We start from the raw sequence: 18,231 nt of genomic DNA on the forward strand, positions 1-18,231 counted from the left end.
TGTGTGTCCGCCGCCGGCGATCTGTTGTATGTGACCGATCCTTCCACGGACACGGTGACCGCCGTGGAACTGTGAGAGGCCGACGCGCGGATCACGGTGTGTGGACGATGCGGAAGTCGTTGATGAAGGCCTGTCCCTCCAGGGCTTTGCTGGTGTCCGTCAACTTGACCGCCTCGGCGACGATGTAATAGCGGAACTGGCTGTTGTCGACCCGGGCCCGCTCCTGCTTGGCCGCAGTCGTCATGTCGAAGAACGCCCCACCGGAGTCCTTGGGCACCCGCAGGACGGCGATCGGTTCCGTGGCGCCGTCGGCGCCACCGGGCGCGATCTGCCTGCGGGAGAGCGTGATGGTCAGGGTACGGTCCACGGCTTTGTTGCCCGACGCCTTGAATTCGGAGATCAGGCCGTCCTGAGGAAGAGCCACACTCATGATCCCCGAACTGGTGGCGTTGCCGCTGGCGGGAGGCGAGGAGAAGACGTCCGGCCCGCGTGTCGCCGCCCGACCGTCCTCATGCGTCCAGGCGCGTTCGAAGTCGTCGTGCATCCACGTCAGATTGGGCGTCAGGGTGAGGCTGACCGGCTGGGACGGACCCGCGGGCCCATCCGGCCGCAGCTGCGGGACGAAGCGCCGGACACTCATGTCCAGTTCCACGCCGCCGGCCGCCGGTACGCGGACCCCGGCGAGCACCACCCAGGGCTCGGAGGTCTCGGGAGGCGCGGGTTGCCCGCCCGGTACGGGTTCCGGATCCGGAGCCGTGTAGATCTCCGGCAGGGTGTCCAGCAGGCCCAGTTCGAATCCTTCCGATGTACGGTTCTGCCCGGCCGCGGCACCCTTGGTCTCGTCGTACCGCACGGCGACGAAGAACAGGTGTGCCTGGTCCAGGGGGCCGGCCGGGCCGACCGGTCCGAGCGTGCGTACGTCCACGCGTACCGGGCCGTCGATCGCGATCTCGTCGCCCTGCGGGGACAGGACGAAGCCGGGCGAGATGTCCACGGTTCCGGGAATCGGAGTGTTCTGCGGCGTCTGCGCCGAGGTCACATCCGCCCCGAACACCAGACCCCAGCCGTGCAGCAGCCGATTGTGCCGGCGTTTGCGTGCAAGGGCCCAGGTGTTCCACTGCTCCAGGTCCTCCGGACCGACAAGCTGTCCGGTGAACCACAGCGGGCGTTCGGCTTCCTCCACAGGCGTGGGCATGGGATTCCTCTCTCCAGTGTTCTCGCTGTGGCGACGCAGCGGCGGGTGCTACTCCGCCGGTTTCAGCAGGACCTCGGCGACCACATGGGCCGGCCGCTCGCGGTCGACGACCTGGCGCACCGCGGGGAGCGCGGGCGCGTGCTCCGCCGGAACCAGCACCAGGACCCGGTGAGCGGACTCCGCGTACAGCGGCAGCCCGAGGTCCTGCGCGTCGATCAGCCAGGAGCTGTCGAGGACGGCCGTGCTGTCGAGCACGGGCGGTCCCGGTCGCGCGGTGAGCCGGGTGGTGGATCCCAGAAGCGAACTCCCGGCGTCTCCCAGCTTCCAGACCCCGGCTTCGAGCAGCGGCTCATGGATCTCCACCTCGATTCCGCCCACCTCGCGGCGGACCGCCTCCACGAGTCCGGCCGGAGTACCCCGCCGAGTGTGGGCGGCGACCGCCTGCGCCACGCGCTCGCGCCGGTCTCGTACCCGGGACGACGGCGCCACCGGACCGACGCCGTCCAGATCCGCGTCCACCCATGCGGCCAGGCGCGACAGCCAAGGGGCCTCCGCGTGGTCCGGAGCCACCGCCGGGTCGAGCAGCTCGGGCAGCCGGTCCAGGTCCCGGGTCACCTCCTCGTACACCGAGGCGAACAGTCCCAGCAGCCGGCCCAGCTGGCCGCTGCCGTCGTCGTCGCCCGTGTACACGGCAGGCAGTTGGTCCAGCAGTCCGCGCCCGGAACGCATGACCCGGACATCGCTCAGCCGAGGTGTCGAACGGCCGTCCCCGACCAGTTCGACCGCCACCCACAGGGCCGGCGCCTGTTCCTCGGGTGCCACGAGCACGCGTACGTCGGGGCAGTCCAGCGGGCCCGCCCGCCATCTCTCGGGGGCCGTGAGGAGTGGGGCGTGGTCCGGATCCACGGTGTCGCGCGACGTGGGGGAGGGCGGGCCGGGAGCAGCGACACCAGGACCGTGAGGGGTGCCGGAGGCGAGGGTCCAGACGCGTACGTGCGCGCCAGGGGGCGCCGGTTCGGCGAGTTCGACCTGGACCCGGTCCCAGCGGGCATGGCCACGAGGATGCGGCGCGGGCACCACGATCACGCCCCGGGACGCCCGCAGCGGCGCGGGGGGCCGGTACAGCCCCGCCGGACCGGCCAGCAACAGCCGCCCGTCGTGGTCGAGGGCGACACCGGCCAGGCCCGCAGTCACCGCGACCAGCCGCTGTGCGGGTTCCGCCGTCTCCTCGGGCACCAGGAACACCTCGCCCGAAGCGGTGACGGCCACGGAACCGGACCCCCACTCGTCGGGGGCCGGCGCGGCGGCCACTCCACCCACCCGGGTACGCGCGGCGAGCAGAGCAGGGTCCTCCGCGGTCGCAGGGGGCACCCGTGCGCCCTCGGCCACCGCCGCCCGGCCGTCCTGGCCGACCTGGACTACACGCCGTCGAGCGTCGTCGATCACGGTCAGGCCGCCGTCGGCTTCCGCCCGTACTTCGATGGCGCCGCCGGCGGGCAGCAGTTCGAAGGGCACCCACGGTTCCCCGATCTGGAGTCCGACCACGGGCAGCAACTGGGTGTCGCCGTCCTGGCGCAGCACGGTGACCGACGCGCCGGGCCAGCGGCCTTCCCGGTTCAGCCAGCGGTAGGGCGTTTCCTGAGGCACGGTCAGCTCTCCACTCCGACCCAGGCCACGCTCCACCCGAGCGTGTTGCCCACGAGTGCCGGAAGGTCGTTGGTGAGCAGCGAGGGTGGGTTGAGCTGCACCGGTTTGGCGGGTGTGGCGGGGTCGGGATCGGACGCGGTCACCCCCGAGTGCAGGGGGACGACGACGACCAGGCCGTCGCCGGCGGAGCTCTCGACGTAGGGGGTGCCGTCGAGGACGGCGTCACCACCATCCGGCAGGGTCGCCAGGCGTCGGCCCTCCAGACGCACCAGATACGTGGGGGAGCCGGTGAACCCGCCGGATCCGGTGTCGACCTCCGTCCGCAGACCCGTGACCGACCCACCGGCCGTCGTGACCAGCGTCCACTCGGTGCCACCGGCTGCGGTGACACCGGCCGCCACATGGGGGGAGACCCGCAGCAGTCTCCGCTTCGACCCGTCCGGCGTCTCCGTCAGACTGCCGTCCTGCACGCGGACGACAGCCAGTACCAGGTCGAATCCGTCGCGGACTTCCTTCTCGGGCAGCCACCGCAGGGTGGGGTCGTTGTCCAGCCGGACCGCGCCGGAGGACGCCCCGGCACCCTCGAGGGTGTGGACGGCGGCCTCGTCGTCCTCCGTCCAGCGCATGGTCAGGTACAGCTCCTCGCTGTCGCTGTCCGGCCCGCTGGTCACCGCGGGCACGTCCAGTCGAACCGGCCGGGTCAGCAGCAGCTCCCGGCCGACGGCGTCCAGTGCGTATCCGGACGTCACCGTCACCGCGGTGCTGTCGACGTCGCCGGTCACCTCGATCCCGCGGCTGATGCCCCAGCCGTGCAGCGTCCGGTGGTGGAGCTCGCGCAGGGCCCGTTCGGCGTGGACGAGTTCCATGAGGTCGGCGGCCGCCAGCACCTGGTGTGCGAAGAAGGCCGGACGGGACACCGAGGGCAGCGGGGCGGTCGGCTCGGCCATGGCCAGGGTCTCCGTTCTTGCGTCGGCAAAGACCGAGTTCCCACCGTCGGGAAAGGCCGGGGTTGCGGTGGTTGCGGTCACGGGAGAAGCGGGGTCGGGCGGCCCGACCGGCGGCACGTCGACGACGGCTGTCCAGACGACGTCGACGGATGCCGCGGTCACCGGTGACAGGTTCGCGTTTTCGTTCGCCCGCCGTCCGTGGCGGATCAGCACCGTGAAACTGTCGCGGTCGACCTGCGAGACCGCGAGGGTGGTGGTGATCGCCACAACCGGCGGCGGCCCGTCGAGGGAGGCGAACACCCTGGGTGCGGCCGTCAGCCCGTTCGGCAGCGACACGGTCGCCGACCAGCACAGCTGCGTGCCGGACAGCCGGGCCGTGGCCAGGGACAGCCGGCCGGTCAGCAGTTGTGTGGTGCCCGGCCGCCGGGCGACGGGCCGTAGACCGGTGGTCTCCACGCTCGTCGCGCCGGGCCCGAGACGGCCCAGGACGACGTCCGTGCCGGGATCGGCCGGTGTGTGGGGGCCCAGGAGCCACGGCCGGGCACGCGGACCCGGTCCGACGGCGCGCAGCACCACGGTGACGAGTGTGTCCCCCGGTACGAGTGTGTACGGCTCGGCCAGCACCAGCAGCTCGCCGTCGGCGGTGACGGCAACGCCCGGCGCGACGGTGAGGGTCCTCGTCCGGGTCGTCCGCAGCATGATCTCCAGGCCGATCAGAACACCTCGGCTGCGGTGGGCGGACCGGACGTGGTCGGCGAGTCCCAGGTCCAGCGAGCGGAAGAGGTCGGTCAGATCGGCGGAGCGCAATGGTCGCCCCTGCTCGAAGACGATGCGCTCCACGGCCGTCATGCCTGGTCCTCCTCGGCGATGTCGAACGTGTGGGTGCCCGGGACCACCAGACCGTCGGCCGGTACGGGAACGCCGGAATGACGGCGGTCGCCGTCCGGGGTGCCGAGGGAGAGGGCGGTGATGTGGTCCACTCCGGGAACCTCGTCGAGCACCTGCAGCACTTCGCTGCGGTGGACGTCACGGCCGAAGGGCCAGCCGGCGGCCCTCGGTCCGCCGGTGAGGGGGTGCAGGAACCGGTCCAGGGCGGCGAGGGCCGCCCGGGTGGTGGCCGCCCGGTCGGCACCGGGTCGCAGGACCGCCGTCGCCCGCACCGCGACCGGAACGTAGCGCGGGCCGGTGACGAAGATCCGGGTGCCGACGGTCCGGCGTGCGTCGAGCCCGGAACGGACGGCGTCCAGCAGCCCCGCCGAGGGTTCGGGTCGCGCCTGCGGAAGCTCCGGAACGATCACCACGGTGACGCACCCCGAGGCCCGGTGGCCCGGCACTCGCGGGTCCGTCTCCGGGAAGGCCCGTGCCCGTGCGATCCAGGTTCCCGGGGTGGCGAGCGCGCACCGCTCGAAGTCGGCCAGCGTCACGGCCCGTTCGGGAACGCCCAGCCCCAGGACCAGTTCACGGTCGAGCTCGTCCAGGGAGGAGGCGTCGGCTGCGACGAGGGCTTCGCACAGCCGCTCATGCACCCAGACCTCCCGCTCGGCACGGACTGCCGCGGCTGCGACGTCCTCCGGCCCGGCACCGCCGACGGGCGCGGTGGCCAGAGTGGCTGTCGGGTCGCCCGGTCCCGGACGTCGACCGAGCCGTGCCCGGTTGCCGAGGTGGTCCGGCTCCAGAACCCACCCGAGGCCGGGTGCCGGCACGCCCGTACCGCTGCCGCCGCCGACCGAGCACAGCGCCAGCACCGTCTCGCCCGCCTCCGGTACCGCCCCATGACGCCCGTCGCCGAAGGAGAGCACTCCGGTGCTCTGGTCGAGCACCGCGTGACGGTCGGAGCATCCCGACGCGTCGAGATCGGACACCAGCGTCACCCGGCGCGCGCCGAGCCCTGGTGAGCACAGCCATACCTCGGTGCGGTCCTGCGGAACCCACCCCCGCACGGGCAGGGCGAAGCGCTGCTCGGGAGTCCCGTCGCCCACACCCGTCACGATGGCCTCGACCACCAGACGGCCCTCCGCGGCTGCTTCGGGCTGCTGCCATTGCAGGACACGGACCTGGGGCCCTTCCTCCTCGGCCGCCATCAGGCGCAGCCCGTCGACCCGTCCCCGCGCGTCCACGGACAGCACGAGCGTGACCAGGGCAGGCGGCGGGGGCATGGGACCGCCGGAGGGGACGACGCCGGCGGCGACGGTGAAGGATCCGACGGCGGTTTCGGCCAGTTCCGCTCGCACGGCATCCACGGTGATCCCGGCCAGGAGCGGTGCCGAGTCATGCCGCCCATGGTCCTGGCGGCAGCGGATCCAGGCCCGCTCGGACAGGACTCCCAGAACCTCCGGCGTCAGCGGGTCCGCGAAGTGCAGCTGGACGCCCCCGTCACGGGTCAGGGCGCGGGTGCCGTCGGTGACGTCGGCCGCGTCGAGGGGCTGCCAGACTCCTGCGCGGCGTGCCTCCCACACGGTCTTGACGTCGTGGTGGGGTGTTTCGGGGCCGTCGTCGTTTCGGCCGTCGGACGTTGCGTCGCCGCGGCACCGACCGCCGTCGATGCCCAGGTACAGCGACAGGCGGGTCCCGGCGGGCAGTTCCCGGTCCAGCCCCAGCACCAGCGCGGCGCCCGGCACGGGATCCGGGCCGAGCGCGGGATACGGGACGCCCACCGCGAGGGCCGAGGTGTGGTCGGTCCACCCCGCGGTGTACCCGGAGTCCTCGGCGGTTCCGTCGTCGACGCCCGCCACCATGAGAGCGGCGCCGGTGGGACGAATCGGGTGCAAGGTCGTCAGCCTCGGGGAGGGCCGGGTCGATCGCCCGTCGGGCGTCGCGTGTCCGGCGGACAGCACCAGGCCGGCGGGTAGTTCCACCGGCTGCGCCGGGTTTCCGGTCACGGCGAGGACGGCTGTGGCATGGCGCGGTCCTTCGGGCGGACAGCAAATCAGGGCGAGCAGTTTGCGCAGGAGGCGGTCGGTGGTGCGGCCCGAGCGGTACATTCCCGCGTCCACCTGCCAGGCCAGCAGCTCCAGCAGGGCGATGCCCGGGTCGGAGACGTTCTGGTCGGTCCAGCGCGGAGCGACCAGCGGAATCAGTGCCCTGGCCTCGGCCACCAGGTCGGGCCACCGCCGGGTGTCGAGCACGGGCGGGTGCACCGGCATCTCACACCTCCCTTCCGGCGAGCTGTACGGTCAACGGCCCCGCGCACACCACCGTGTCGGGCGGGATCGGGACGCGGTCGCCCGCCGGACTGCCGTCCACGTCGAGATCGAGTCCGGTGACCACGTCTACACCGGCCACGTCTTCGAGCACGCGGGCCACGTCGGAAGAGTGCACCGACCGGCCGAACGGCCAGCCCTGCCTCTCCGGGCCGCCCGCCACCGGGTCGAGGAAGCGGTCGAGCGCGTCCTGCACCGCCGAGCGGACCACACCGGGTTCCGCCGTGTGCGCCGGACGCACCTGCACCTTCACTCCCACCGGCCGGTAGCGCGGACCTTCGACCACCAGGCCGGCCACCGCCGTGGCGGGCATCCGGGCCATGAGCGCGCTGCGCACCTGTCGGCACAGCTCGCCGGAGGGCGTCGGCCGGCGCGACCCGTCGCGCGGGATCACGACGAGCCGGACCGCCCCGGCGAGTTCGCGGCCGTGCCGGTCGACGGCCCCCAGCGCCCGTGCCCAGGCCACTCCCGGACAGGTTTCCGTAACGAGCGATTCGATATCCCTCCGCGTCACACCCAGGCGACGGTGTCTGAGGACCGCGGGCCCCCGGGCGAGAACTCCCGCGAAAGGTTCGGCGTCGGCGCCGCCGGCGGCAGGGCAGGGGTTGCCGACCCTGGAGACTCCGGCCGCCCCCACCACCTGTGTGATCGCCTCCGCCGCGACGTTGCCCGCCACGCCCCCGCCCGTGTGGTAGGTCCGCAGCACCACGTTGCCGTCGCCCGGGGGCGCGGGCATGCCATGCCCCTCCCCGCCGAACAGGATGCGGCCCGAGGCGTGATCGCAGGCGAAGACACGGTCCGTCGGTCCGGCGCCGCTCAGGCTGGACACTTCCGTCCACCGCACCCACGCCTCCGTGACCCGCCCGGTACGAGGGTCCGCCACGGTCCGCAGCCGCCCCTGCTCGCCGGGGCCCAGTTCCTTTCGGAGCAGCGGGAGATCGACACCGGCCCGGACGCCGTCGCGTTCCCGTACTTCCAGCACCATGCCCTGGAGCACGGGTGTGTGCCGGCTGCGGAATACCTGACCGGCGGTTCCGTCACCGGATCCGAGCAACTCGTCGGCCACGGTGAGGGACTGGCGGGCGGTGACCGCGTTGGGAGCCAGGACGAGCACCGTGGTCCGGGCGGGGTCGGCATCCGCGGGAAGCCGGGCGCGCAGCCAGGTCCGGGGTGTGCCGAAACGGGCGAGCGGTGCATGGCGCAGTTCGCCGCCCGCGTAGGCACGGGAGAGCGGGCTGCGCAGGGTCACGGTCTCGCCCTCGGCGGCGTCCACCACCACGGCCTCGCTGCCGCGCAGGTCCGAGAGCATCAACCGGTCGCCGGGGGAGTAGCGGGTGGCGGCACCGCCGCCCAGAAGGGTGACGGAGCGCCCCCGGGCTCCGACGAGAGGTGCTCCCGCCGGACCGCGGGTGCCCGGCCACAGCAGGTGCACGATCCCCGAGCGGGCGAGGCCGGCCGTCGCGTCCTCGTGGGCGAGGGGCACCCAGTCCGTGCCGTCGTGCCCCTCCCACACCATCCGTCCCGGCGCCGGGAGCGCCCCGCTCTCGTCGAGCTGCACGTACAGGCCGATCCGGTCGGCGGGAAGGTCGCCGTCGAATCCGAGGTAGATCGCCGGGGCCTCGTCCGGCAGCGACCGGAAGAGAGGTGGGACGGTTCCTCGCCTGTCGGCCGTTCCTTCCCGCCAGGCGTGGTCGTCGAGGACCAGGACGTGCTGCGGCGGTCCGGGAGCGGGGGTGTGCAGGTAGGAGATCTCGACGGGCTCCAGGACGGGAGGTCTGGGTTCGACGATTCCGAGCCGCTGGGTCTCGTCGCCGTCGGGCACGGTGAGGATCCGCAGGTTGGCGTAGGCGCCGGCGACCAGCCGGGCCCGCAGCCAGCGGTGCTCCTCGCCGGCGACGGCGACCGGGGTCCACCCCTGGGGCACGCTGAAGGTGATGGTGCCCTTGCCGATCAGGTCACGCGGCCGCGCGTTCTGCGACTGCGGGTCGGGCTTCTCCTGGACGGGCAGACCGCGCCAGTCCAATCCGTCGAAGAACTCCCAGTGCACCTCGAGTCGGTCCGACGGCGCGGCGCCTCGTTCCGGGGGGATGCCGTCACCGGGTACAAGGACAGGGGGCGGTGCGAACAGGTCGGCCGACTCGGCGGCCGTTACCGCGCGTTCGAGGCCGAGACTGACCACGGCGCCCGGTCTGGCGAAGACGGTCTCGCAGGCCAGGTGGAACACGCTGCCCAGCTCGGGTGCCGGGCCGAAGGGGGCGAACGCCTTCGAGAGGTCGACGGGCAGTCCCTCGGCGAGCGCCCGGTCCGGCCGCAGGGTGCCGGGCACACTCCGGGTGCTGCCGGCGAGAGTGATGCCCGCCAGTTCGGGCAGCACCAGCCCGGGCGCGGGCACCACGGCCGTGGTCAGCCGGGCACGCAACCAGTGAGAGGTGATGCCCCTCACCTCGGTGGGGCGGGCCCGGGCGGACGGGACGACCAGCGTGACCGTTCCTGACCCGGTCAACCCGTGCGTGCCGTCACGGGAGTGGCCAGGGTCCTCGCCCCAAGGGGCGAAGGCACGCCAGGAACTGCCGTCCCACCAGTTCCACTCCAGCCGCAGCGGTACCGAGGAGGCGGTGGACAGGGTGATCCGGACATCGACGGCGGAAGGTCCGGCGAAGGCCAGCAGAGTGTCGTGCCCCAGGTACAGCTCCCGCAGGGTCCGGTGCATCCCGGTGAAGAGGGTGAACGGCCGCCGTGCGAGTGCGTCGGCCGAGTGGTCGGCTGCGCTGTCCGACCCGGGCAGGACGCTCCACACCTCGGCCAGCGGAGCCGACACCAGACCGATGTCGGTGTCCGTCTCGAAGGGCAGCGGATCGGTGCTTCCCGCCACGGCCGCCCCGAGCCGCGTGCCGGCGGCCACCTGCCCTTGGACCGCGCCCGGGAGCGGCTCCAGCAGTACCGGTACGGAGGCGGCGCGTGGTGGCAGCGGCGACACACCGATCCGGTCGAGCAGGGCGGCGAGTTGCAGGTCCGGCATCGCGGCCAGCCGCTCCGCCAACGAGGCCAGCAGGGCGGCCTGCGCGTGTGAGACGGCCGCCGACACCCCGTCCGCGGCGGGCTGCCACTCCGGCACCCAGCCCGTGCGACGGCGCAGCAGCAGGTCGAGGATCTCGGCGCGTCCGGCCGGTGGCGGGAACGCGGTCACTGCCGGGCCTCCTCACGCAGATAGAAGGGGTACACCAGGTTGTAGAAGGTGTTGGTGGTACGGATCCGGTAGGTGACCTCGATATCGAGCCTGCCGGTGGCCCGGTCTGCCAGCGTCACCGTCACGTCCTCGACGTCGATCCTCGGTTCCCAGGTGATCAGTGCCTGCTCGACCCGGTGCCGGACCAGCGCCGCGGTCGTCGTGGACAACGGCTCGAACTGAAGTTCCTCCAGGCCCGCCCCGAAGTCGGGCCGCAGGACACGTTCCCCGCGGCGGGTCCCCAGGATCAGCCGGATCGACTGGCGAACCTTTTCCGGCCCCCCGGTACCGGAGACCTCGCCCAGGGGTCCGAAGCCGACCGGCAGGGCCCAGCCGTGGCCGAGCACGGACCTGTCGTCACCCGTTCCTTCGGCGGCGGACGGCAGGCCGCCCGTCGTGAACGCGTCCATCTCAGCCACCGATCAATACGGTCGGGCAGCCCGCGACGACCGGCGCTCCGCAGCCGGCCGCGTCGCCCTGGCGCAGGGCGCCGCGCCCGCCGATCAGTACGGTCGCGGACCCCTTCGGGAAGGGGCTCGGCGGGTGGGCGGCCGGCGGCGGGAACGCGCAGGAGTGAATGTCGCCCTGCACGGCGGCCGGCCGGCCGCCGATCATCACGTTGGCCACGCCGGGACCGGACACGGTTCCCGGATGGGCGGTGGGTTCGTTGACGCGGGCTGCGAGCGGCACGCGGTTGCTCCTGTCTGCTCGGGATCGGTGCCGGACGGCGCGACGGTCAGTTGATCTTCACCATGGCGCCCTGGACGGTGCAGGTCGCCTGGGCCTTGACCGTGGCCCTGGCTCCGGTGACGTTCACCGCGTCGGCGGCCTTCAAGGTGATGTCGAGGCCGCGGGTCTCCACCGCCCGCTTGCCGGACAGGGTCACGGTGCCGGCGGCGTCCAGGGTGATCGAGGCCGCACCGCCGGCCACGCTGACGGTGATCCCGTCCGTGGTCAGCTTGATGGAGTGACCGTGCTGGTGGCGGACCACGATCTCGCCCAGCAGGTCGTTCATGGAGAGCTCGTGGCCCTGCGGGGAGCGCAGCACGCGCTTGAATCGCGCATCGGTCGGCAGGTCCACCGGAGGCGGCGAGGCCATGCTCCACAGCCCGCCCAGCACATACGGCTCCCGGACGTCGCCGTTGCGGAAGCCCACTAGTACCTCGTCACCCGGCTGCGGGAGACACCACATGCCGGAGCCGTCCCCGGCCACCGGCGCGCACACCCGGGCCCAGGGCTCCACGCCCGGCAGCCATGCGTAACGCACCTGGACCCGGCCGGCGTGGGTCAGGTCCAGATTCTCCACCACGACGGCAGGCGCGACGCCGGACATCCGGGGACCGGAGGACGCCGCCGACTCGTCCAGCGCATCGAAGAACGTCTCGAACACGGGAAACCTCCAGGGGACGGGGGCGGGTCACCGGTCGGGTGAGGCAAGGGCGAGCAGGCCGCCCTGGATCCGGGTCGCGCCCTGCGCGGGGCGCGGGATGCCGTCGAACCAGATCTCCTTGCGCAGGTCGAAGGAAGTGCGGTAACCGCCGGAGTCCAGGGTGTGATGCGCGGACACCACCCGCCACAGCCCGCCGAAGGTCTCGCCGACCCCCTCGATCCGCAGGACCCGGCCGGCCCGGATACGCGGATCACCGACGCACGAGCCCGTCGCCGTGGTCCGGCGGTTGAGCATCGGCAGCAGCTTGCCCAGGATCATCCGGGGTGCGGAGGCGAGCGTGACCGGTTCGTCGACCAGCACCAGTTCCTTGCCCTGGAAGCCCCCGGGCAGCCCGAAGCCGGGCGCGATGTCGATGGACAGCTTCTGCCGGTCCCAGTCGTAGCCGACGCCGACCGTCAACTCCAGTCGCACCTCAGGGCGCCACACCCGGACCACGATCCTCGCCACCTGACCGACCGAGGAGGTCCGCGGCGCGAACTCCCGCAGCGAACCTCCGTACCGCAGGGTGACGTCGGGAGTGAGGTACGCCCCGGGGGACATCAGCCGCAGCACATAGCCGCGTGGATCCAGGCCGTGTTCCATCAGCAGTTCCCAGCCGTTCTCGGTGGCGATCCGCCGGAGGAACTCCAGGGTGGTCGTGGAGTGCTGATGGCGTACCACGCGCTGGCGCATGCTGGGGTCCTCGATCGAGCCGGCGATGTCGGCCGCTCCCAGGACGGAGGCCAGTACCGTGCCGAGCCGGTCCACCGCCGGGACCAGGCCGTGTTCCACCGCCAGGTACGGGGCGATCAGCAGGTCGGGCACGGGCAGCACCCCGACCTTGGGCAGCGGCGCGGCGAACCAGCGGGCGGGCGAGACGTCGGCGAGCCGGGTACGGCGGTCCTGGGCGACGACGCGGAAGGCGGGCATGCCGTCGGTGGGGAAGTCCGCGTCGGTGCCGACCACCTGTCCGTCGAAGAGGGGCACGGGCTCGTGCGGGGCGTAGCCCAGGGCCAGAGCGACCGGGGTGTCGAGGGCGAAGAGCCGATGGTCCAGCCAGCGCAGACCCTCGTTCACCAGAGAGATCTCGAGCCGGTCGGCCTCCGCGCCCAACCCGGTCACGCAGGAGACCTCCGACACCGAGCTGCGCAGGGAGGCCGGCGCGGGACTCCCGCCGAAGGTGAGCCGCATCTCGGGCGCGTAGCGCGGGGTGTTCACGTGGACTCCACCGCCGGCACGTCGTGCACCTCACCGGTGGCCCGGTCCACATAGGGCAGCCGTGGCAGCATCAGAGACACCCCGGGGGTCAGCCGCTGCGGGTCGTCCAGGGCGTTGCACAGGGCGATGGGCCGCCAGCAGGCGGCAGATCCGTACTCCCGCCAGGCGATCAGAGGCAGCGTGTCGCCCTCGGCGGTCACATGCACCTTCGTGTAGTCGCTGGTCTGCCGCTTGAGTTCCCTTGCCTCCATCTCGGTGTTGCGGTACTCGCTGAAGGTGACGGTCAGCCGGGCCCGGACCGGCACTCCGCTCGGCAGGAACATCACGAACCGTTGCGAGACACGGCTGAGCACACAGGTGAAGGTGAGGCTGCCCCAGGCGAACAGCACCGGTGGCGGGGCGTGCAGGGTCGGATCGATGTCCATCAGACCGGTGAGCCGGCGGACCAGCAGGCGTACGTCGCTGCCCGCGGCGGCCTGACGGTTCGCGGTGAGGGAGTCCAGGAAGAGCTCCATCTCCAGCGTCTGCGCCTGGCCGTGGACGAACTGTACGACCGGTGCGCTCAGCCCGGGCACGGCCAGCTGCGCGAAGTTCGTCTCCCGGTTGACCGTGTACTCCTCGGGGTTGAACAGCACCTCGATGCGCTCGCCGTCGACCAGGTTGGTCAGGGTGGCGCGTTCCAGGCCGGCCGTGAGCCGGTGGGCCGTGGCGGGGATCAGGCCCAGGCCCAGGCCCGCGCTGTCGTCGAGCCGCACTACGGCCTCCCCCGGCGTTCGAGCCTGGCCTGCATCCGGCGGTCGATCTCCCGGACCACTCTCTCGACGAGCTGCGGGACATCGGACACGGTCAGTGAGGGCGAGGCCCGGTGGGGGCGGTGGCCGGCCGGAGCAGCGGGGCGGGGGCCGGCCGCGGGGCTCCCGGGAACCGGCGGACCGGCCTGGGGCCGGCCGCCGGCGTCGGTCGCCGCGCCCCGCTGCCGGGTGAACACCAGTGGGATCCGGGCCGGAGCGGGCCGGGTTCCCGCCGGCCCGGCCGGGGTGCGGGCCGCGGCCGCCGTGCCCGCACCGCTCCGCTCCGGTTCCGGGTCCAGGTCCGGGGCGAGCGGCGAGGCGTGCCGGATGCGCGGTACGAGGTCCCGCCAGGGAGTGCGAGCGGCGGAACCCGCCAGAATGTGCCTCGCCCTGCCGACCGCGCCGAGAGGACGAGCGCCGCGTGGACGGGCGTCGGCGGGACCGGCGCCGGTTGCCGGCCGGGTCCGGCGGGACGTCACCGTGCCCGCACTCGCCCCGGACCGCACGCCGCCCCCCGCACCCGGTGCCGTACGCAGCACCGGAAAGCCCCCGGCCCGCTCGCCCGGGCCCGCGGGCCGTACGAGCCTCGGGCGTACGCAGGACACCGTGGCGAAGGAGTGGCGCCCGGGCGGACAGTGGCCGGCACATCTCGGGCGCGTGCATCCCGGCCGTGCGCAGGGACAGGACGGATGCGCCGCCCCGACGGCCGTGACGGCCATGACTGCCCCGACGGTACGTCGAAGACGAGGCCGGCTCCGGTGCACGAGCGGCACCACGGGCAAGCGAAGGGCAACGCGGCTGCCTGCCGCCCTCCGGTACGGGCCGATGCCGTACTCGCCGTGCCGGCGCGCCCGGCGCAGCAGGGCGCGCAGTGCGGGCCGCGTCGGCGGCCCGGTGCGTTGGCGCGTCACCTCAGGCTTCCTCCCGCTCCTGTTCGTTGATCCGTTGGTTGATCGCCGACACCTGCCGGACCCACTCGCGGCGCTCCCGGTGGTGCAGTCCCATGAGCTCGGCGTGGGACCAGTGGAGGTAGTAGGCGAGGAAACTCATCTCGTCCCGAAGGCGCTCGACGGGATAGCCGCGGATCCCCCCAGGCGTTCCTGGCCCGTGCGGACCTCCTCCCCGCAGTGCGTGCACGAGGCCCCCGTGTCGACGGCCTCGTCGACCGCGTTGACCTCGTTGTAGAGCGCCTGGAGATGAGCCAGGTCCGCGGCGAAGAGCCCCTCGATGGTCTTGGGGGTGATCGTCTCGACGCCGCCGAGACGGGTCACCACCCGGCTCAGCAGGACCACCGAGAGGTACGCGGGGTTGCGCTGCACCCGGACGTCCGCCAGCGGCAGGATCTCGTCCGCGGCCGTGGCCAGCCGCATGGTGCCGTCCCGGTGCAGGGTGCCGTCCTCGCCGAGCAGCCCGACCGGCAGGGTGAATTCGTGTTCGATCTTCAGCATGGTCAGCTCACCCTCGTCAGGCCTTCGTGTACGAGTTCCAGGGTTTCGATCGCGATGTCGCTGGACTCGGCGTTGAGGCCCGGCCCGGTGTACTTGGCCGGCCACGCGCGAACGAAGTCCCAGCGGGCGACCTCCTTGCCCGCGCCGTCCAGCAGTACCACCGAGCCGTTACGGCGTTTGACCTTGCCCTGGACGACCTCCCGGTGCCAGTCGTACAGCTCCGTGTCGGCGGCCATACCCCACTTGAGCACCAGGTTGGCGTGCTTGGTCTGGCCGGGGTACTTGCGCGGCGTGGTGTTCCAGCCGCCCTCGCGGTGTTCGATCACGTCGGTCGTGGAGTCCATCCCCGACACCTCGTGGAAGGAGGCTCTGGCGATGTTGTCCAGCTCGACGAGGAAGTTGAAGTTGACGTAGGGATCCGGTACTTCGGCGGTGGCCACGATGTTGTTCCTCTGCTGTGCGCTGCCGGGCGGGACTGTCCGCTATTCGCTGACCTGGGAGCCGCCGTCCCAGATGCCGATCCGTACGACCACGAACTCGGCCGGGTAGACGGGCTGGACGCCGATCTCCACGTGCAACACGCCCTGCTTGCGGGTGGCGGGCGGGTTGAGTGCCTCGTCGATCCGGACGAAGAACGCCTCGTCGGCGGTCGCTCCGAACAGGGCGCCGTCGCGCCAGACCCGGCCGAGAAACTCCGTCAGCGTCCGCTTGAGACGGTTCCACAGGCCCAGGTCGTTCGGTTCGAAGACCGCTCCGCGCAGGGACTCCTGGATCGATTCCTCCAGGAACAGGAACAGCCGGCGCACGTTGACGTACTGCCAGGTCACATCGGTGGACGTGGTACGGGCCCCCCACACCACGGGAACCCCCTGGCCCGGCAGGATCCGCAGGGCGTTCACCCCGTTGGGGTTGAGCAGCTCCTGTTCGCTGTCCCGCAGCCGCCGGTCCAGTCCCAGCGCCCCCGCGATACCGGAGTTCGCCGGTGCCTTGTGCACGCCGCGCTGTTTGTCGGTGCTCGCGAAGACGCCGGCGATGTGACCGGAGGGAGGATGGGCGACGACCCGGTTGCGGGCCGGGTCACGGACCTGGATCCAGGGGTAGTAGAGCGCGGCGAACCCCTTGTCCAGCTTTCCGGTCAGCGCTGCGCGCTGCTGGAGGGCGGCCGTCGGTTCGATGCCCTGCCCGGCGTCGAGGATCGCGAACCGGTCGTGCAGGGCCTCGCAGTGCTCCACGACCGCCTGCTGGGCCTCGACGCCGACGCCCGGAGCGACGACCAGGCTGATCTCGTCGATCGCTTCGAGCAGGGCCAGCTGCTCGCGCATGCCGTCGGAGGTGTCGAGCCGCTGCCAGTCCGCGGCCGGATCACCCGTATCCCCGGCGCCGAGGGCGACCGGGCCCGGCTTCGGGCGCGGATCCACCGTGGCCGAGTCCGCGACCTCGGCCGGCACGATTCTCAGATAGTCGCTGTCGACGGCCTGCCCCGCCCACCAGCGGGGGTGCGAGGGAGCGGTGGACAGGCCCCGGAAGGCAACCGGGTCGGTTCCGTCGGGGCTGGTGACCGTCATGTCGAACTCGGCGGTGCTCAGTCGTGCTTCGGGCTTGAGATCGCGGGTCAGCGGCTTGTTCAGGACCACCGCCTCGCCGGTCGTCTCCGCGACCGTCGCCCACTCGTGGATCGTTCCGTCGTCCAGCAGTACCACCGATCCCCTGGGAACCAGGGCCCGTAGCGACAGCGCGGCCGGAACATCCAGCCGTACCGTCCTGTCGCCCGCCCTCGGCGGCGCGGTCGTCAGGGAGCCGCCCGCGAAGTCGGTGCCCCCCGTCACTGCGACGGCCAGCTCGATCACGTCCGGCGCCGCGACCCGGCGGACCACGGCTTCGACGGACTCGGCGTCCTTGGTGACCACGACGTTGTCGCCCGGGGCGAAGGTGCCGACGGCGTCGACCGTCAGCCTGCGGCGGGTGGCGTCCACCGCGGTGACCTGAGCGGTGTCGCGCAGCACCGCCAGGCCGGACTGCCCGGCGCCCAGGGCGGCCTGGAGCGCGCTGGAGTCCTCGATCTCCACCGAGCCGCCACGGCCTTCCGTGCCGGTGCGCAACGCCACCGCCCTGCCGACCGGCGCGCCGTCGGCCGCCCGGCCGGGCAGGTCGGCGAAGGCCGGCGTGGCCGTGCCCGCCCGCAGTACAAAGCACTGGGTGCCGCCGTTGCGGAAGAACCCCTCGACGGAGAGCGGCAGGTGGACGGGGGTCCCCGCGCCGTCCACCGGTCCGCCGAAGGTGGCGGTGAAGGCGTCGAGGCTGGCGACGAAGGTGGGCGTGCCGGTGGGACCGTCCGCGCACAGGCCGATGAACGCGGCGATGCTGGTCGACACCCCGCGGACGGGTGACGGGGGTTCGGTCTCGATGATGCTGACCCCGGGAAGCGTGGGGATGGCCATGCGGATGTCCTTTCAGGAGGGGGTCAGCCGGATCTCGACCGGGCCGTCGGCCGGCAGGCCGTCGGAGAGCAGTCCGTAGGCGGTCGTCACCGCGCGGACGACGCCGCCGGCGGCGGGCTCGGCCTCGGGGACGGGCACGGTGACCGTCACCGGGACGACGCACTTCCAGGCCGCGGGGCGGCCCATGGTGCCCCAGAACTCAGCCAGCTTCGTGAAGCCGTCGACCGGCAGCAGCTCGATGGGCAGCGGGCCCTCGCGCAGGGACGCCGGCACAGCCGTCAACTGCTGGGGCGTCAGCACCGCTGCGGGCACCAGCGGACCGGCGGTCACCAGCGCGCCGATCACCTCGCCGAGCAGGGCGTGCTCCTGCTCGGTCGCGGCCACCTGCGGCGAGTCCCGCGCTCCGTTCCAGGCGGACAGCAGATACAGACAGCGCACCCGCACCGGCGTACGACGGTGGGTGGCGACGCCCTCGGCGACGGGGGCAGCGGCTTGCCGGGCGCCCTGTCGCAGCCGTCGGTCTTCGCGCAGGTCGACGAGACAGCAGTTGAGGAACACTCCCTGGCCTGCCCCACCGACCAGGGACCGCCAGTTCTCGTCGGGCGGCTGGAAACCCACCTGCGCGTTGCCGAGGCCGGGCACCCGGGTGAGCAGCGTCTGGCGCAGCACGAGGTCGACCGTGTCGATCACAG

General features: G+C 72.6%; 15 protein-coding genes. All 15 read right to left on the reverse strand.

Features of this window, described 5'->3' with window-relative positions; all coding sequences use genetic code 11:
* Positions 1-91: 91 nt before the first annotated feature.
* Positions 92-1,195 carry a hypothetical protein gene (locus ACZ7OY_RS44000; protein ID WP_472251114.1) on the reverse strand — a complete coding sequence of 368 codons (1,104 nt, stop codon included), beginning with the start codon at positions 1,193-1,195 and terminating at the stop codon, positions 92-94.
* Positions 1,196-1,243: 48 nt separating this feature from the next.
* The gene (locus ACZ7OY_RS44005) at positions 1,244-2,842 is read right to left on the reverse strand and encodes a phage tail protein (RefSeq protein WP_472251115.1); all 1,599 of its coding nucleotides are present in this window, start codon (positions 2,840-2,842) and stop codon (positions 1,244-1,246) included.
* Positions 2,843-2,844: 2 nt separating this feature from the next.
* Positions 2,845-4,638, reverse strand: coding sequence for a hypothetical protein (locus tag ACZ7OY_RS44010; protein WP_472251116.1), 1,794 nt, complete (start codon positions 4,636-4,638; stop codon positions 2,845-2,847).
* Positions 4,635-6,932 (reverse strand): baseplate J/gp47 family protein, encoded by a 2,298-nt coding sequence (locus ACZ7OY_RS44015; protein WP_472251117.1) that lies wholly within the window; start codon positions 6,930-6,932, stop codon positions 4,635-4,637. Before ACZ7OY_RS44015 ends, ACZ7OY_RS44010 begins: the two co-directional genes overlap by 4 nt.
* 1 nt (position 6,933) lies before the next feature.
* Positions 6,934-10,176, reverse strand: a complete 3,243-nt coding sequence (locus ACZ7OY_RS44020; protein WP_472251118.1) for a hypothetical protein — start codon at positions 10,174-10,176, stop codon at positions 6,934-6,936.
* The gene (locus ACZ7OY_RS44025; RefSeq protein ID WP_472251134.1) at positions 10,173-10,625 is read right to left on the reverse strand and encodes a GPW/gp25 family protein; all 453 of its coding nucleotides are present in this window, start codon (positions 10,623-10,625) and stop codon (positions 10,173-10,175) included. The genes ACZ7OY_RS44020 and ACZ7OY_RS44025 overlap by 4 nt, the downstream gene beginning before the upstream one ends.
* Position 10,626: 1 nt before the next feature.
* Positions 10,627-10,905 (reverse strand): PAAR domain-containing protein, encoded by a 279-nt coding sequence (locus ACZ7OY_RS44030; protein WP_472251119.1) that lies wholly within the window; start codon positions 10,903-10,905, stop codon positions 10,627-10,629.
* Positions 10,906-10,951: 46 nt separating this feature from the next.
* The gene (locus tag ACZ7OY_RS44035; RefSeq protein ID WP_472251120.1) at positions 10,952-11,605 is read right to left on the reverse strand and encodes a phage baseplate assembly protein V; all 654 of its coding nucleotides are present in this window, start codon (positions 11,603-11,605) and stop codon (positions 10,952-10,954) included.
* 27 nt (positions 11,606-11,632) lie between these two features.
* Positions 11,633-12,862: a phage late control D family protein gene (locus tag ACZ7OY_RS44040; protein WP_472251121.1), complete on the reverse strand. Its 1,230-nt coding sequence runs from the start codon at positions 12,860-12,862 to the stop codon at positions 11,633-11,635.
* Complete coding sequence (locus ACZ7OY_RS44045; RefSeq protein WP_472251122.1) at positions 12,859-13,617, reverse strand: CIS tube protein; 759 nt, start codon at positions 13,615-13,617, stop codon at positions 12,859-12,861. Before ACZ7OY_RS44045 ends, ACZ7OY_RS44040 begins: the two co-directional genes overlap by 4 nt.
* A gap of 948 nt (positions 13,618-14,565) precedes the next feature.
* Entirely contained in the window at positions 14,566-14,703 is a 138-nt protein-coding gene (locus ACZ7OY_RS44050; protein WP_472251123.1) for a DUF6760 family protein, read from the reverse strand.
* Positions 14,700-15,101, reverse strand: a complete 402-nt coding sequence (locus ACZ7OY_RS44055; protein ID WP_472251124.1) for a hypothetical protein — start codon at positions 15,099-15,101, stop codon at positions 14,700-14,702. The genes ACZ7OY_RS44050 and ACZ7OY_RS44055 overlap by 4 nt, the downstream gene beginning before the upstream one ends.
* A 2-nt stretch (positions 15,102-15,103) precedes the next feature.
* The gene (locus tag ACZ7OY_RS44060; RefSeq protein ID WP_472251125.1) at positions 15,104-15,541 is read right to left on the reverse strand and encodes a phage tail protein; all 438 of its coding nucleotides are present in this window, start codon (positions 15,539-15,541) and stop codon (positions 15,104-15,106) included.
* A gap of 42 nt (positions 15,542-15,583) precedes the next feature.
* Entirely contained in the window at positions 15,584-17,539 is a 1,956-nt protein-coding gene (locus ACZ7OY_RS44065; protein ID WP_472251126.1) for a phage tail sheath subtilisin-like domain-containing protein, read from the reverse strand.
* A 12-nt stretch (positions 17,540-17,551) separates the two neighbouring features.
* Positions 17,552-18,229, reverse strand: coding sequence for a Pvc16 family protein (locus ACZ7OY_RS44070; protein ID WP_472251127.1), 678 nt, complete (start codon positions 18,227-18,229; stop codon positions 17,552-17,554).
* Between the last annotated feature and the right edge of the window lie 2 nt (positions 18,230-18,231).

Source organism: Streptomyces sp. NPDC107559 (genome assembly GCF_055657365.1).

Bases quoted from the DNA above. Each gene is read 5' to 3' on its own strand.
- ACZ7OY_RS44055 (WP_472251124.1), bottom strand. From the start codon at position 15,101: ATGCTGAAGATCGAACACGAATTCACCCTGCCGGTCGGGCTGCTCGGC.
- ACZ7OY_RS44025 (WP_472251134.1), bottom strand. From the start codon at position 10,625: ATGGACGCGTTCACGACGGGCGGCCTGCCGTCCGCCGCCGAAGGAACG.
- ACZ7OY_RS44015 (WP_472251117.1), bottom strand. From the start codon at position 6,932: ATGCCGGTGCACCCGCCCGTGCTCGACACCCGGCGGTGGCCCGACCTG.
- ACZ7OY_RS44010 (WP_472251116.1), bottom strand. From the start codon at position 4,638: ATGACGGCCGTGGAGCGCATCGTCTTCGAGCAGGGGCGACCATTGCGC.
- ACZ7OY_RS44000 (WP_472251114.1), bottom strand. From the start codon at position 1,195: ATGCCCACGCCTGTGGAGGAAGCCGAACGCCCGCTGTGGTTCACCGGA.
- ACZ7OY_RS44065 (WP_472251126.1), bottom strand. From the start codon at position 17,539: ATGGCCATCCCCACGCTTCCCGGGGTCAGCATCATCGAGACCGAACCC.
- ACZ7OY_RS44050 (WP_472251123.1), bottom strand. From the start codon at position 14,703: ATGAGTTTCCTCGCCTACTACCTCCACTGGTCCCACGCCGAGCTCATG.